Source organism: Pseudoalteromonas citrea, assembly GCF_000238375.3.
Taxonomy (GTDB): domain Bacteria; phylum Pseudomonadota; class Gammaproteobacteria; order Enterobacterales; family Alteromonadaceae; genus Pseudoalteromonas; species Pseudoalteromonas citrea.
Genome location: NZ_AHBZ03000014.1, coordinates 594169 through 608394 on the forward strand (window position 1 = coordinate 594169; position 14226 = coordinate 608394).

Sequence of the window (14226 nt, forward strand, 5' to 3'; positions counted from 1 at the left end):
TTACACTTACGCCTATTAAGCCGCTTTACGAGCGTCTTTAACTAACTTAGCTACGCGATCTGTTAGAGATGCGCCCTGACCAACCCAGTGTTCAACACGGGCTAAGTCTAAACGAATTTTCTCTTCTTGACCTTGAGCAATAGGGTTAAAGAAACCTACTTTCTCGATGAAACGACCGTCACGCGAGAAACGGCTATCCGCAACCACAATTTGATAGAAAGGACGCTTTTTAGCGCCACCACGTTGCAAACGAATAGTTACCATACCGTCCTCTGAATAGATTGACTGTTTTCATTAATAAGATTTACTTCCCACAATAGGAAGCTGGGGAATTGTACGAGTTTTTAGCCACAATGCAAGTAAGAAGTGCGGATAAATGACACTTAGGTAGATTAAATGCTGATCTGAGGGGTAAAAAACAACCATAACATGCTGCTGCTTTTATGATCAATAAAAAAGAGGCTATCGCCTCTTTTTTATTTTATATGAAAAAAACGCTATAAAACCTTAAAACTTAGGGCCGCCGCCCATCATGCCCGGTGGCATCATGCCTTTCATACCGCGCATCATTTTTTGCATACCACCTTTACCTTTCATCTTTTTCATCATTTTTTGCATTTGAGTAAATTGCTTTAATAATTTATTGATGTCTTGGACTTGAGTTCCTGAGCCTGCTGCAATACGCTTTTTGCGAGAACCTTTAATAATATCAGGGCGTGCACGCTCTTTTGGCGTCATAGAGCTGATGATAGCTTCCATCTGTAAGAACGTCTTATCACCTACTTGGCCTTTAACTGCATCAGGTAAATTATTCATACCTGGAAGCTTCTCAAGCATCGACATCATGCCGCCCATGTTTTTCATCTGCTTTAATTGCTCAGCAAAATCTTCCAGTGTAAAACCATCACCTTTAAATACTTTCTCTGCTACTTTGGCGGCTTTATCTTTGTCGACTTTCATTTCGACTTCTTCGATAAGTGATAAAACATCACCCATACCCAAAATACGAGATGCAATACGATCTGGGTGGAACGGCTCTAACGCATCCGTTTTCTCACCCACACCCATAAACTTAATGGGTTTACCCGTAATATGACGAATAGACAGCGCAGCACCACCTCGAGCATCACCGTCAGTTTTGGTCAGAATAACACCTGTCAGGGGTAATGCCTCACCAAACGCTTTTGCTGTGTTTGCCGCATCTTGACCTGTCATAGCATCTACGACAAATAAGGTCTCTACCGGTGTGATGGCGTTATGCAGGTCTTTAATTTCGTCCATCATGTCAGTGTCAACATGCAAACGGCCCGCAGTATCAACTAGCACAACATCTATAAATTTCTTTTTCGCGTGACTGATCGCATTGTTTGCAATATCGACCGGCTTTTGCGAAATATCGCTTGGGAAAAACTCAACATCAACTTCACTGGCTAATGTTTCTAACTGTTTTATCGCTGCTGGGCGGTAAACGTCAGCACTGACAACTAAAACGGATTTCTTTTTACGCTCTTTTAAGAACTTCGCCAGCTTACCCACGCTGGTTGTCTTACCTGCACCTTGTAAACCCGCCATCATCACCACGGCTGGCGGCTGAGCTGCTAAGTTAAGCTCTTCATTTGCTTCACCCATCGCGCTTTCAAGTTCTTCACGCACAATTTTAATAAACACTTGGCCTGGGCTTAAGCTTTTTGTTACTTCCACCCCCACCGCACGTTCTTTTACTTGTTTGACAAACTCTCGAACTACAGGCAAGGCAACATCGGCTTCGAGCAATGCCATACGCACTTCACGTAAAGTGTCTTTTATATTTTCTTCGGTAAGGCGGCCTCTGCCACTGATATTTTTTAACGTTTTACCTAAGCGTTCTTGGAGGTTTTCAAACATGTATAGGTTCCAATATATCGTAATTGCTTTGCATTATACTGATATGCTCTTAACTAATACAGTATTCAAGTGCAGACAAAGATTCTTTTTAGAAACTCTATGCAAGTGGCGAGGCTTAAAATACAATAGCCTATCTAAGGAAAATAATTATTAGGCCCAAATCATATGTTGATTGTTAGCTTGTCTCTTATTGCCAGCGTTTTTTATGTGCTTGCCATGGGGCATGTATTATCCCGCCTCTTTCACAAAGAAGGGCCGAGTCATAAACTGACAATTATTCTCAGTACGCTTGCTATATTGACGCATATGCTCGTACTTGTGAACTCAGTGTTTACTACTGAAGGGCAAGATTTAAGTACTATTAACGTTGCCTTACTGACATGCTGGGTTATCGTTGTTAGTGTCACAACGGTCTCATTAAAGTTCCCTGCTACACTACTATTGCCCGTCGTGTATGGTTTTGCGGCATTGCTTTTAACTGCGAGCTTATTCGTTCCCCACCATATTGTTATGCAGTCTATCAATGTCGATATTGGCCTAGTTGTTCATATTTCACTGTCATTACTTGCTTATTGCGTGCTTATTATTGCAACATTGTATGCTATTCAGTTCTTCTTTATAGATAAGCGCTTAAAGCAAAAAGATTTAGCTATTATGCACAGCCACCTCCCTCCACTAATGCAAGTTGAACAACAACTTTATCAACTTTTGACCGTAGGTACTGCGCTGCTTACCTTAGCTTTACTCTCGGGTTTTGCATTTTTAGAAGGTATGTTTGACAAAGAGTTTATACATAAAACCGTACTCTCAATGATATCTTGGGTAATTTTTTCAGCTGTCACTGTTGGCCACCATCAATTTGGTTGGCGTGGTAAACCAGTAGTATTTACGATTATTGGTGCCTCAGGGCTTGTAACACTTGCCTATTTTGGTAGTCGATTCATTCAAGAAGTGATACTTGTTAAGTTTTAGCTTGACTAAAAATCCAAGCTAACGCCTAATACGCTTTCGTAAGTCAAAAAGGACTCCTCTGTTGGACGACATATCTACAAGCACCCTATTTATATTCTTAGGTTTGCTTATATTGATCTCGGGCTACTTTTCTAGCTCTGAAACAGGGATCATGTCAATTAACCGTATTCGGTTACGCCACCTCGAAAAGCAAAATCATAAAGCCGCGAAACGTGTAAGCAAGTTGCTGCGTCGACCGGATAGGCTGATAGGCCTAATCCTTATCGGTAATAACTTGGTTAATATTGCAGCCGCACAGGTAGCAACAATAATTGGTATCCGCTTGTATGGTGATATGGGTATTGCAATCGCGACGTTTGTACTCACACTCGTTGTGCTGATTTTTGCCGAAGTCACACCAAAAACATTGGCAGCGCTTTATCCAGAAAAAGTCGCATTTCCAAGTTCGATAATACTCAAAGGTTTGCTCAAAATTTTATTCCCTTTGGTTATTGCGGTGAATTGGATCACCAATGGCATGTTACGTATTTTTGGTATTTCAAATCAGCAAATTGAAGAGCATAGTTTAAGTAAAGAAGAACTTAAAACGGTCGTAAATGAGTCAAGTGCTCTACTGCCGTCAAATCACCAGAATATGCTAACGTCTATTCTTGATTTAGAACAAGTCACAGTCGAGGATATAATGATCCCGCGTAATGAAATTAACGCAATCGACATAAATGACGACTGGAAAGACATTTCAAAGCAACTCACCAATGCACAACATACTCGTGTCTTATTATATCGAGATCAAATTGACGATGCCGTTGGCTTTATTCATTCAAGGGATGCACTAAGATTACTTACCAAAGAGCAATTCGACAAGCCTTCGTTATTACGAGCAGTTAGAGAGATTTATTATATTCCCGAAAACACCTCGTTAAACACGCAGTTATTAAAGTTTCAACAAAGCAAAGAGCGCATTGGCCTAGTGGTAGATGAATATGGTGATATTCAAGGCCTAGTAACGCTGGAGGATATCCTCGAAGAGGTGGTTGGTGACTTTACAACTACGCAAACGCGCGCAACCAGTGATGAAGTTGACGTGCAAAGCGATGGTTCAGTATTGGTAGATGGTGCTGCTAATATTCGCGATATTAACAAAGAGATGACATGGGAATTACCGACAGAAGGACCTAAAACACTCAGTGGCTTGATTGTTGAATATTTAGAAGATATTCCTGAGACACAATTAGGTATGCGTATTGCGGGTTACCCAATAGAAATAATTGAGATCAAAGAAAACATGATCAAACAGGTCAAAGTCTTCCCACAACAAAGAAACAACCCTAAATAAAAGCGACTTTAACGATAAAAGCCGAGTCTTACTAAGCTCGGCTTTTTCATATCTAAAGTTATTCTGACCTGAAATATATTAAAAGTGTGTTGTGACAAGTACCACTATTTGTGGACATAATAATGCTTCCTCATAGTGTGTTAATCATCCAATACTTATTATGAGAACAAGCGCTCAAACCAATTTTTATCTAAATCAGCTTCACAGCGTTTAAGTTGTGCACCATATCTGCTCGCACGATGTTTTACTTTATTGGCAACGGCCATTAACCACTTTTTCTTTTTATAGGTACCACGCTTATAGCCACCCCAGCCATCATGGTAATTTAAATACTGCGCATAAGCATCCCATTTTGATATGCCATTCACCTTATGGGTTTTATAAACAAACCATGCCATAAAGTCGATGGCATCTTCAAAATCATCTCTATCCGCCCCCGAATTACCCGACTCTCTAATATAATCTTTCCAAGTCATCGTTTTCGCTTGTGAATAGCCATAGGCAGAGCTTGCTCTACCAGTCGGAATAATCCATAAAAAATACTCCATTGGTGGCGCGGCATCATGTCTAAAAGAGCTCTCTTGATACATCATAGCCATTAATACATGTTTAGGTGATCCCCATTTTTCTTGGGCATCTCTGGCATCATAATACCAATCTTCTTTTTCTGTAAATATTTTACATAAGTCATCTGGTTGCTTCGGCGGCGCCGTCGCGCAACCACCAAGCAAACAGAGCAAAGGTATGAGAAAGTATTTTTTTAGCATTTTTTTTAAACCTTAGTGAACTTTTGCAATTATCGTCTGTCATAACTTATGAATGCAGCAGTTTAGCATTGTTTCATCCCTGAATTTCAATTAGCGCAACCTTCTATGAAGTTTGCGTTTTTTTTTGCCTTCACGCTACTATATATGCAAACTTGCAAACAAAAACATATATTTTATGTCGCTGATATTAACTTAAAAACATAGGTATATTTTGCAGTTGCGTATAGAGAAATCAATAGTTTTATATTTATACTAATTTCAATTTTTTGAGACATTGGACCTGTATGAACTTAGCCATAAGCACTTTTAATAAGCTAATTTCACCTGCATACCTCAAAGTAAAATTATATTAAAAGTTTATTGAACTTAATCTCGAGTGGCGAGTCTTACTTTATGAATGCAGCAGTTTGGCATTGTTTCATCCCTGATTTATATTTAGCGTAGCCCATTGAGCTACGCTTTTTTTTATCTAGGCTTTGCTAAAGTAATCATCTAAAAAGGTTTTAAATTCCACTTTATCAGCCTCTCTAACTTCTTTTTCTTTGTTCTGAGAATCAATCGCCTGGCGATGTAAAATATCTTCGCTGTAGACTTGATAAGGATAGTCCATAGCCGCTCGCTGATATGTTTGTGCCATTTCTAACGCGATAACACCTCCATCCTGCTGTGTTTCTAACATTTGCGAAATCAAACGGCCAGAAAGTGTCTGGGTACTATCTGCAATCCAAGTCTGAATATGCTCAATAGTCTGGCTGTAATACTCAACACCATAGGCATTATCCATGTACTCAGCTACAGCGGTCAAATCATCAAAAATCTGGTTTGCCCATGTAACAATATTCACTTCACCAGAACCCTGTTCTAATTGAAGCTCAGGATCTCTGCCTTGGTTAACCACACGCTTTAAGTTAATTTGCGTTGAACGCTGCTGTTCAAAATCTAATTCCGGCGATGATTTCAACAAGCAATATGTCAAAAATACATCTAAAAAGCGAATTTGCTCTAGACTGATCCCAGTATCTGAAAATGGGTTCACATCAAGCGCCCTGATCTCAATATACTCAATCCCCCCTTTCGCTAATGCTTGAGAAGGCGTTTCACCGCTTTGACTAGTACGCTTTGGCCTAATTGGCGAATAAAACTCATTTTCGATTTGTAGAATATTTTTATTTAACTGCTTGGGGTTCTCGTCTTGATAGTCGGCTAAGTCACCATATAAATCAGAGTGGCAATGAATTGCAGCGCGTAAACCAGCAATGTACTCATCTAGGTTATTATAAGTCACCTTTAACGACGACTGTGCGCTATTGGTATAACCAAGGTCGCCCAGTCGTAAAGCTGTGCCATGCTTTAAATATAAAGTGCCCTTCCCAATGCGTTCAAATGGTAATTCGCTTTCTTTACCTTGCAAAAAAGAACTGCATAATGAAGGTGATGCGCCAAATAAATAACTGATCAACCACATTTCTCGTTTAAAGTTTCGGATCAAACCAAGATATTGCTCCGAAATAAAATCTTGCTCTGTTTGCTTATCAGCCGTTAACTCTTTTAAGCTTTTCCAGAGTGAGTCTGGAAATGAGATATTAAAGTGCACACCCGCAATGGCTTGCATCATGCTGCCATATCGGTTTTTTAAACCTTCACGGTAAAGCGTTTTCATACGACCAACATTGGAACTGCCAAATTGTGCTAATGCAATATCATCTTGATTTGAAATAAAGCATGGCATGCTCATAGGCCATAACAGCTCTTCACCCATTTGGTCCAAGGTGAATTTCTGCAAGTCTCTCAATTGGTTTAACGTTTCTTCTGCGTCCTCGCTTACCGGAGTAATAAATTCAAGTAATGATTCAGAAAAGTCTGTGGTAATACTATTATGGGTCAAAGGGTGACCCGCACCAGCTGGATGAGGTGTTTGTGCAATTTGACCACTTTTCTTTATACGCAGCGCTTCTCGCTCAATGCCACGCATAATTCCCTTAATTGCTTGTTGATGCTTAGGCTGAGATAAAGCATCTAATCGTGTTTTTAGTTCTGTAGTTATCAAAAAAGTATCCTCAAGCCATTCAGGGCAATGTCATCTCAATGGGGTCATTTGTGCAATTACTCAAGCGGTAATTATTATTTTCCCACAATAGTTATTATTTTCCATGTAATGATGCGCATCAGACACATTTTCTAAGCTGAATGACTCGTCTTGATGCACATTAATTTTTCCGCTTTTATATACGCTATACAGCCACTTTAGATCTTCGTGCACCGCATTAACCACAACACCTGTCGCATTTTGGCCTAACTCATTTGCCTTTGCGCATATCAAATCTTTGGATAGTGTCGGCACCGTCACTATCATATTCTCACGCGTAATATAATTCAGTAAATTCAAGCCGCGCTCGCCACCAACTAAATCTAACAACGCAGCATCGTGCTGCTGCTTATAAAAATCATCATACCCAAGCACTTTCACATTCAAGCTCTTCAGTAACGGGTGAGCTGGCCGAGTCGTCAACGCAATAACATCTAACCCAAGCGTTTTCGCTATCTGTATGGCCAAATGCCCGACTCCCCCTGTTGGCGCTGTAATAAAAATAGGCTTTGAATTTACATCCTCAAATAAACGCAATGCTTGCAAAGCCGTCAGCCCTGCCAAACATAGACCGGCAATCTCAGCGGTTTCTTGCGCGTTAACGACAATTAATTCACTTGGACAAACATCTAAGTAAGTGGAATAACAGCCTGGCGAATGTGCAAAGCCAACCATGCCAATAACATGTTGACCCACAGTCAAATCAGACTCTGATTCACCCACTTGTTCTATTATTCCAAAAGCATCGTAGCCTAGAGGCATAAATTGATCTTGGGCCTTCTCTTTTGCCACAAAACCCAAGCCTTGACGTGTTTTTGCATCTATCGGGTTTACACTGCTACTGATCAGCTTAATTCGAACCTTATTTACGTCAAGCTGTGATAAAGTGAGTTCAACTTTAGTCAGTGCATCGGCGTTTCCAAACTGGATAACCCCATAGGTTTGAGTTAATTGAGTCATTATGTTCCCTTACTTTTACCTACTTTTTTAACTGGCTATAATCTAACATAATTTAAGAATATCCCCTATGGAGAAAACCATGCGTCGTGGGCAGACAATAACAAATGAAGAAGTGACTTTTGACGATTCACAGCAACTTGTATCAACGACAGATTTACGAGGTGTCACCACCTACGCAAACGACGCATTTTGTAGCATCTCTGGTTTTTCTCAAGATGAACTGGTAGGAAAGAATCATAACATTGTACGCCACCCAGATATGCCAAAAGCTGCTTTTAAGGAGCTTTGGGACAAGCTTAAAGACGGTCACTCTTGGCGTGGAATTATAAAAAACCGCTGTAAAGATGGCCGCTATTATTGGGTGGATGCCTTTGTCACACCGATATTTGAGCAAGGAAAACTTGTCGGTTACCAATCGGTCCGAGTTCGCCCCTCAGCACAATTAATACAAAGAGCCCAACAGCTCTATAACGCCATTAATACGGGTAAAAAAATAGGCCATTGGCGAGAGAATACCAAAACTCGCCAAACACTCAGTATGATACTCACCGTAATCTGCTTAACTCTAATCGCAATACAAGCTGGCTGGCTCACAACACTCATCATAACAGGGTTACTATTAACGCTACTTTTTATGAATTATGATGAGCTCATAGATACGCCTGCGCAATTAGCTAAACAAAGGGCTGAGTTTGATTCTGTTTCACGATACATCTATGACGGACACACGCCATTTAGTATCGCCAAATATAATCAAGGCATGTTGCAAGCAAAACTGCGAACCGTACTTGGTCGAATGAAAGATTCAACCATTACCTTTAAAGGTATTGCTACCAGCCTAGATGAAAAATCAAACAATACCGAACAAGGCATACAGGCGCAAAGCCAGCGTTTGAGTTCAATGGCAACGGCCATGTCGCAAATGAACGCCACAATAGGGGAAATATCCAATAACACCAGTGAAACCGCAACCAAAGTAGATACAACCCAAGCCCATTGTAATGATATAAAAGCCACAATGTCTGAAAACGCCAGCATGGTTGGCACACTCGCCAGTCAAGTTGATGAAGCGGCACAAACCGCCACAACACTCGCCAATGAAGCGGATAAAATTGGCCAAGTCATGACCGAAATTGAAGGGATCGCAGAACAAACAAATCTACTTGCACTTAATGCCGCTATTGAAGCCGCCAGAGCGGGAGAGCATGGCAGAGGGTTTGCCGTCGTTGCTGACGAAGTGCGTGCGTTGTCTTCTCGTACGCAAAATGCCACCAGCCACATTTATAGTTCAATCAAAGAGATCCAGGATACCCTTCACAACTGGTCTAAGGTAATGCAGTCAACCAAAGACCGAGCAGATAACTGTGCACACGCAAGCCAAGCGAGTCAAAAAGCGCTGGAAACGATTTACCATCAAATTACTGAAATTGCGAACTCGGCGTTAGAGATTTCAGCTGCGGCAGAGCAACAGCAATCTGTTAGCCACGATATAAATAGCAACATTAATACCATTAGTCATCATGGCGAAGAAAATCTACAATTAAGCTATCGCGTAGCAGAGGATGCCGCAAAGTTGGTAAATAGTGCCGATAAAGTAAATGGGATGCTGCTTACCTTCAAAGTGTAATTATTTAGCAGTGACATCAAGTAAAGACACCGTAGACGAGGCTACTGATGCGTTACTTGATGTCGTAATTAGCCGATATCACACCTTATTCATATACCGATTAAAGTAGTGTATGTACTACTTTAAAAAAACAATGCCCTCGTCTTTTACGTCAACCACAATACTATCGCCGGTTACAAACTCTCCTGACAATAATCGCTGGGCCAATGGGTTCTCAATATACTGCTGAATTGCCCTTTTTAAAGGGCGCGCACCAAATACAGGATCAAAGCCACTTTGTGCTATTTTTTCCAATGCATCACTTGTTAAACCAAACTGAAAGCCTTTCTCATGTAGCCGTGTCGTTAACTTATCTAACTGAATAGACGCTATTTCTTTTATATGTTCAGTCACCAACGGGTGGAATACGACTGTTTCGTCGATGCGATTAATAAACTCTGGCCTAAACTGGGTCGCCAATACGCCCATTACGCGCTCTTTTAAACCCGCATAATCATTGTTGCTTGCTTGTTCTTGAACAATATCAGACCCCAGGTTTGAGGTCATAATGATCACTGTATTTTTAAAGTCTACAGTACGTCCTTGTCCATCTGTAAGGCGGCCATCATCTAATACTTGCAGTAATATATTAAACACATCAGGGTGGGCTTTTTCGACTTCATCAAGCAGTACCACTGAATAAGGTCTGCGCCTTACCGCTTCGGTTAAATATCCCCCTTCTTCATAGCCCACATACCCGGGAGGGGCGCCCACTAAACGCGCCACTGAGTGCTTTTCCATAAACTCCGACATATCGATACGCACCATGGCATCTTCGGTATCAAACATAAAGTGTGCCAAGGCTTTTGTCAGCTCAGTTTTACCGACTCCCGTTGGTCCTAAAAACAAAAATGAACCTATGGGCCTATTCGGATCAGCAAGCCCTGCTCTTGAGCGGCGTATTGCATTTGAGACTGCATGCACAGCTTCATCTTGACCAATAACCTTGTTATGCAGTTCATCTTCCATAGCAAGGAGCTTTTCACGTTCTCCTTGTAACATTTTTGCTACTGGGATCCCGGTCCAGCGCGACAGTATTTCCGCAATTTCATCTTCTCCCACTTGGTTTTTCAGTAGGTTCATCTCTTGCATTTCTGCTTGTGACGCCAAATCAAGTTTGCGCTCTAGTTCAGGGATTCTGCCATATTGTAGTTCTGACATACGCTGTAAGTCACTAGCACGTCTTGCTACTTCAAGGTCGAGACGGCTTTGCTCTAACTCAGCTTTAATCACTTGTGTGCCTTGCAAAGAGGCTTTTTCAGCATTCCATACTTCATCTAACTCGCGGTACTCGCCTTCAAGCTCATTGATCAACGCCTGCATTTCTGCTCGTCGCTTTTGACTGGCTTCATCTTTTTCTTTGGCAAGCGCATTGTCTTCAAGCTTGAGCTGAATGATCCGACGCTCAAGTTTGTCTAATTGTTCCGGCTTAGAGTCAATTTGTAGGCGAATTGAACTCCCCGCCTCATCAATTAAATCAATCGCTTTATCGGGTAATTGCCTGTCAGAGATATACCGATGTGATAAATTTGCCGCAGCAACAATGGCGGGATCGGTAATATCTACCGAGTGGTGCAATTCATAACGCTCTTTTAAGCCGCGTAAGATTGCAATGGTATCTTCGACACTGGGCTCACTAACAAATACCTTTTGAAAACGTCGCTCTAACGCGGCATCCTTTTCTATGTACTGACGATATTCATCTAATGTTGTTGCGCCAACACAATGCAGTTCACCACGTGCTAGTGCAGGTTTGAGCATGTTCCCTGCATCCATCGCGCCATCCGTTTTGCCTGCGCCAACCATAGTATGGATCTCATCAATAAATAAGATCACTTGTCCTTCTTCTTTAGAAAGCTCATTTAACACCGACTTTAAACGCTCTTCAAACTCGCCTCGGTATTTCGCACCCGCGACCAGTGCGCCTAAATCCAATGACAGTACTCGCTTGCCTTTTAACCCTTCAGGCACTTCTCCATTGATGATACGTTGCGCAAGCCCTTCAACAATGGCTGTTTTACCGACCCCTGGCTCCCCAATCAATACGGGGTTATTCTTCGTTCTACGTTGTAATACTTGAATAGTCCGACGAATTTCGTCATCTCGACCAATAACAGGGTCTAATTTACCTTGCTCTGCTCGCTCTGTTAAATCTACCGTGTACTTCTCAAGTGCTTGGCGAGTTTCTTCTGCATTTGGGTTATCAACTTTTTGACCGCCACGAATCGCTTTAATTGCGGCTTCAATTTTTGGCTGAGTTATATGAAGCGTTTTAAATATCTGCCCTAAGTCGCCTTTATCTTCACATGCAGAAAATACAAACAGCTCACTGGAAATATACTTATCTTTACGTTTTTGCGCATACTTATCACATAAATTAATTAGTCCAATCAAATTATGAGACAGCTGTACGTCGCCACCAATTCCCTCGACTTTGAATACCTTTTCGATCGCTTGCGAGAGTTTAGTATTGAGCTCATCTGCACTGATCCCAGCTTGTGCCAAAAGCGCACGCACACTGGAACCGGTTTGCTGTAATAGTGCATACATTAAATGTACAGGTTCAATAAATTGATGATCTCGGCCCAATGCCAAAGACTGCGCATCTGAGAGCGCGGCTTGAAATTTACTGGTGAATCGGTCCAAACGCATAAGGTATATACCTATTTATAACTATAACTTGTTATTAAATGGGTATGATTTGTGAAATGTTCAAGTCAAAAAGCTGAAAACTCTTCGGATTAATTACGCCAGATCACACTGGCCATACGACCTGTTTGACCGTCACGTCGATAAGAAAAAAAACGGTGAGAGTCAGAGACTGTACATAGTTTATCAGTATACACCTTAGTCACGCCCAATTCGGCTAACTGACGAGTCGCAATAGCGAATATATCTGCCAAATATTTACCCGTATTTTGTTCTACAAAGTCGCTACAATGTGCGCTATCTAAATTACAAAATTGCGCAACAACTTCAGAGCCAACCTCAAATGCTTTAGGGCCAATAGCTGGACCTAACCAAGCAAAAATATCATCTGGATCACACTTAAACTGCACCAACGTATTCGCTAAAATACCAGCAGCCAAAGGTCGCCATCCACCATGCACTGCTGCTACTTCCCCACCGCACTTGCTTGCTAATAATATAGGTAAGCAATCAGCGGTCATAATGGCAAGCGGCTGCAACCGAGCGTTAGTATATAAAGCATCGGCTTGAGGCCATTGCGTAACTGGTTTTTTTTCATTTACGACAAAAACACGGTCACCGTGTATTTGTTCAAGCCAAATGGCTTGAGCAGGTAAATAGGTGCGCAGATATTGATGATTTGCTACAACTTCGTTGCGTTCATCGCCGACATGATATCCCAAATTAAAACTTGAGAAAGAACCCGTTGATGCACCACCAGAGCGCGTGGTTGATAATGCACCAACTTTATCTTGAACCGGCCAATTAGGAAGGATCACAATAAAAAACTACAACGCCAAGTCAGGGTTTTCTTTTGTATCAGCGCGTAATGCTTCGGTGACTATTTGCATGTCATCTGGAATAGGTGCTTCCCATGTCATCACTTCACCAGTAATTGGATGCGCGATACTCAACTTAATTGCATGTAATGCTTGGCGTTTAAAGTCTCGCAACTGTGCAAACAACTCAGGCGTGGCATTACGTGGCGGACGAGGTCGGCCACCGTAAAGCTGATCACCGATTAATGGGTGGTTTAAATGCGCCATGTGCACACGGATTTGGTGAGTACGGCCTGTTTCAAGTCGCAAACGCAAACGTGTGTGCGCTCTAAACTTCTCTGCAACACGGTAATGCGTGATTGCCGGCTTACCCATTTCGTGAATAGCCATATGCGTTCGTTTGGTTGCATGACGGCCAATTGGCTTTTCAACCATACCACCGGCGGTCATTGTGCCATTACACAAGGCTTCATACTCACGGGTAAAGTTTTCGCGCGCCTGTAAATTTTTAACTAAGTGAGTTTGTGCTTGAATCGTCTTTGCCACAACCATCAACCCGGTCGTGTCTTTGTCTAGACGATGAACAATCCCCGCACGTGGAACATTAATAATATCCGGGTGATGATGCAGCAAAGCATTTAATACTGTGCCATCAGGGTTACCCGCTCCAGGGTGTACCACTAAACCCATCGACTTATTGATAACTAAAATGTCATCATCTTCATAAACAATATTTAATGGAATATCTTGGGCTTCATATTCACGCGGTGCTTCGATCAGTGTTTCAATCGCAACCACTTCACCACCGAGTAGTTTTTCCCTCGGCGTGTTAAGAACCTCACCATCAACGGTGATTTTATCATCTAAAATCCACGTTTTTATTCTTGAACGTGAAAAATCGGGGAACAATTGCGCCAAAATCTGGTCTAGACGTTTACCGCCTAGCTCAGTAGGAACTTCAGCTTGAAGAGAAATTTGCTCTGACATCTGTAACTTTACCTAAATTACCAGTGCAAGCTTTGCTCGACTGGGTTAGAATCGCATAATTGCATAGTTTACTCGGTTTTGCTCACTTGGCCTAGCCGAAG

At 41.7% G+C, this 14226-nt stretch carries 11 protein-coding genes; 3 read left to right on the forward strand and 8 right to left on the reverse strand.

Annotated elements, in window-relative coordinates; all coding sequences use genetic code 11:
- Positions 1-15 precede the first annotated feature (15 nt).
- Together rpsP and ffh are read right to left on the reverse strand one after the other, a co-directional pair.
- Entirely contained in the window at positions 16-264 is a 249-nt protein-coding gene (rpsP, locus tag PCIT_RS05990) for a 30S ribosomal protein S16 (protein WP_010362251.1), read from the reverse strand.
- Positions 265-507: 243 nt separating this feature from the next.
- The gene (gene ffh, locus PCIT_RS05995) at positions 508-1884 is read right to left on the reverse strand and encodes a signal recognition particle protein (RefSeq protein WP_010362252.1); all 1377 of its coding nucleotides are present in this window, start codon (positions 1882-1884) and stop codon (positions 508-510) included.
- Positions 1885-2049: 165 nt separating this feature from the next.
- On the opposite strand from ffh, the gene PCIT_RS06000 reads away from it, so the two are divergent.
- Both PCIT_RS06000 and PCIT_RS06005 read left to right on the forward strand, forming a co-directional pair.
- Positions 2050-2856 carry a cytochrome C assembly family protein gene (locus PCIT_RS06000; RefSeq protein ID WP_010362253.1) on the forward strand — a complete coding sequence of 269 codons (807 nt, stop codon included), beginning with the start codon at positions 2050-2052 and terminating at the stop codon, positions 2854-2856.
- A gap of 61 nt (positions 2857-2917) precedes the next feature.
- Positions 2918-4192 carry an HlyC/CorC family transporter gene (locus tag PCIT_RS06005; protein ID WP_010362254.1) on the forward strand — a complete coding sequence of 425 codons (1275 nt, stop codon included), beginning with the start codon at positions 2918-2920 and terminating at the stop codon, positions 4190-4192.
- Positions 4193-4350: 158 nt separating this feature from the next.
- On the opposite strand, the gene PCIT_RS06010 is transcribed toward PCIT_RS06005, so the two are convergent.
- The 3 genes from PCIT_RS06010 to PCIT_RS06020 form a co-directional block, all read right to left on the reverse strand.
- Positions 4351-4959, reverse strand: coding sequence for a transglycosylase SLT domain-containing protein (locus PCIT_RS06010; protein ID WP_010362255.1), 609 nt, complete (start codon positions 4957-4959; stop codon positions 4351-4353).
- Positions 4960-5428: 469 nt separating this feature from the next.
- The gene (gene gshA, locus PCIT_RS06015) at positions 5429-7006 is read right to left on the reverse strand and encodes a glutamate--cysteine ligase (protein ID WP_010362256.1); all 1578 of its coding nucleotides are present in this window, start codon (positions 7004-7006) and stop codon (positions 5429-5431) included.
- A 60-nt stretch (positions 7007-7066) separates the two neighbouring features.
- On the reverse strand, positions 7067-8005 hold the full coding sequence (locus PCIT_RS06020) for an NADP-dependent oxidoreductase (RefSeq protein ID WP_010362257.1): 939 nt from the start codon (positions 8003-8005) through the stop codon (positions 7067-7069).
- Positions 8006-8084: 79 nt separating this feature from the next.
- Between PCIT_RS06020 and PCIT_RS06025 the strand changes: the two genes are divergently transcribed.
- Entirely contained in the window at positions 8085-9632 is a 1548-nt protein-coding gene (locus PCIT_RS06025) for a methyl-accepting chemotaxis protein (RefSeq protein ID WP_010362258.1), read from the forward strand.
- Between the two features lie 117 nt (positions 9633-9749).
- On the opposite strand, the gene clpB is transcribed toward PCIT_RS06025, so the two are convergent.
- The 3 genes from clpB to rluD all read right to left on the reverse strand — a co-directional run bounded on the left by clpB (position 9750) and on the right by rluD (position 14125).
- Positions 9750-12323 (reverse strand): ATP-dependent chaperone ClpB, encoded by a 2574-nt coding sequence (clpB, locus tag PCIT_RS06030; protein ID WP_010362259.1) that lies wholly within the window; start codon positions 12321-12323, stop codon positions 9750-9752.
- 89 nt (positions 12324-12412) lie between these two features.
- On the reverse strand, positions 12413-13138 hold the full coding sequence (gene pgeF / locus PCIT_RS06035; RefSeq protein ID WP_010362260.1) for a peptidoglycan editing factor PgeF: 726 nt from the start codon (positions 13136-13138) through the stop codon (positions 12413-12415).
- A 9-nt stretch (positions 13139-13147) separates the two neighbouring features.
- The gene (gene rluD, locus PCIT_RS06040) at positions 13148-14125 is read right to left on the reverse strand and encodes a 23S rRNA pseudouridine(1911/1915/1917) synthase RluD (RefSeq protein ID WP_010362261.1); all 978 of its coding nucleotides are present in this window, start codon (positions 14123-14125) and stop codon (positions 13148-13150) included.
- Positions 14126-14226: the final 101 nt, after the last annotated feature.

What these genes read in the sequence shown, in the direction of transcription:
- rpsP (WP_010362251.1), bottom strand. Translation starts at nt 264, where the DNA reads ATGGTAACTATTCGTTTGCAACGTGGTGGCGCTAAAAAGCGTCCTTTC.
- ffh (WP_010362252.1), bottom strand. Translation starts at nt 1,884, where the DNA reads ATGTTTGAAAACCTCCAAGAACGCTTAGGTAAAACGTTAAAAAATATC.
- PCIT_RS06000 (WP_010362253.1), top strand. Translation starts at nt 2,050, where the DNA reads ATGTTGATTGTTAGCTTGTCTCTTATTGCCAGCGTTTTTTATGTGCTT.
- PCIT_RS06010 (WP_010362255.1), bottom strand. Translation starts at nt 4,959, where the DNA reads ATGCTAAAAAAATACTTTCTCATACCTTTGCTCTGTTTGCTTGGTGGT.
- PCIT_RS06020 (WP_010362257.1), bottom strand. Translation starts at nt 8,005, where the DNA reads ATGACTCAATTAACTCAAACCTATGGGGTTATCCAGTTTGGAAACGCC.
- PCIT_RS06025 (WP_010362258.1), top strand. Translation starts at nt 8,085, where the DNA reads ATGCGTCGTGGGCAGACAATAACAAATGAAGAAGTGACTTTTGACGAT.
- clpB (WP_010362259.1), bottom strand. Translation starts at nt 12,323, where the DNA reads ATGCGTTTGGACCGATTCACCAGTAAATTTCAAGCCGCGCTCTCAGAT.
- rluD (WP_010362261.1), bottom strand. Translation starts at nt 14,125, where the DNA reads ATGTCAGAGCAAATTTCTCTTCAAGCTGAAGTTCCTACTGAGCTAGGC.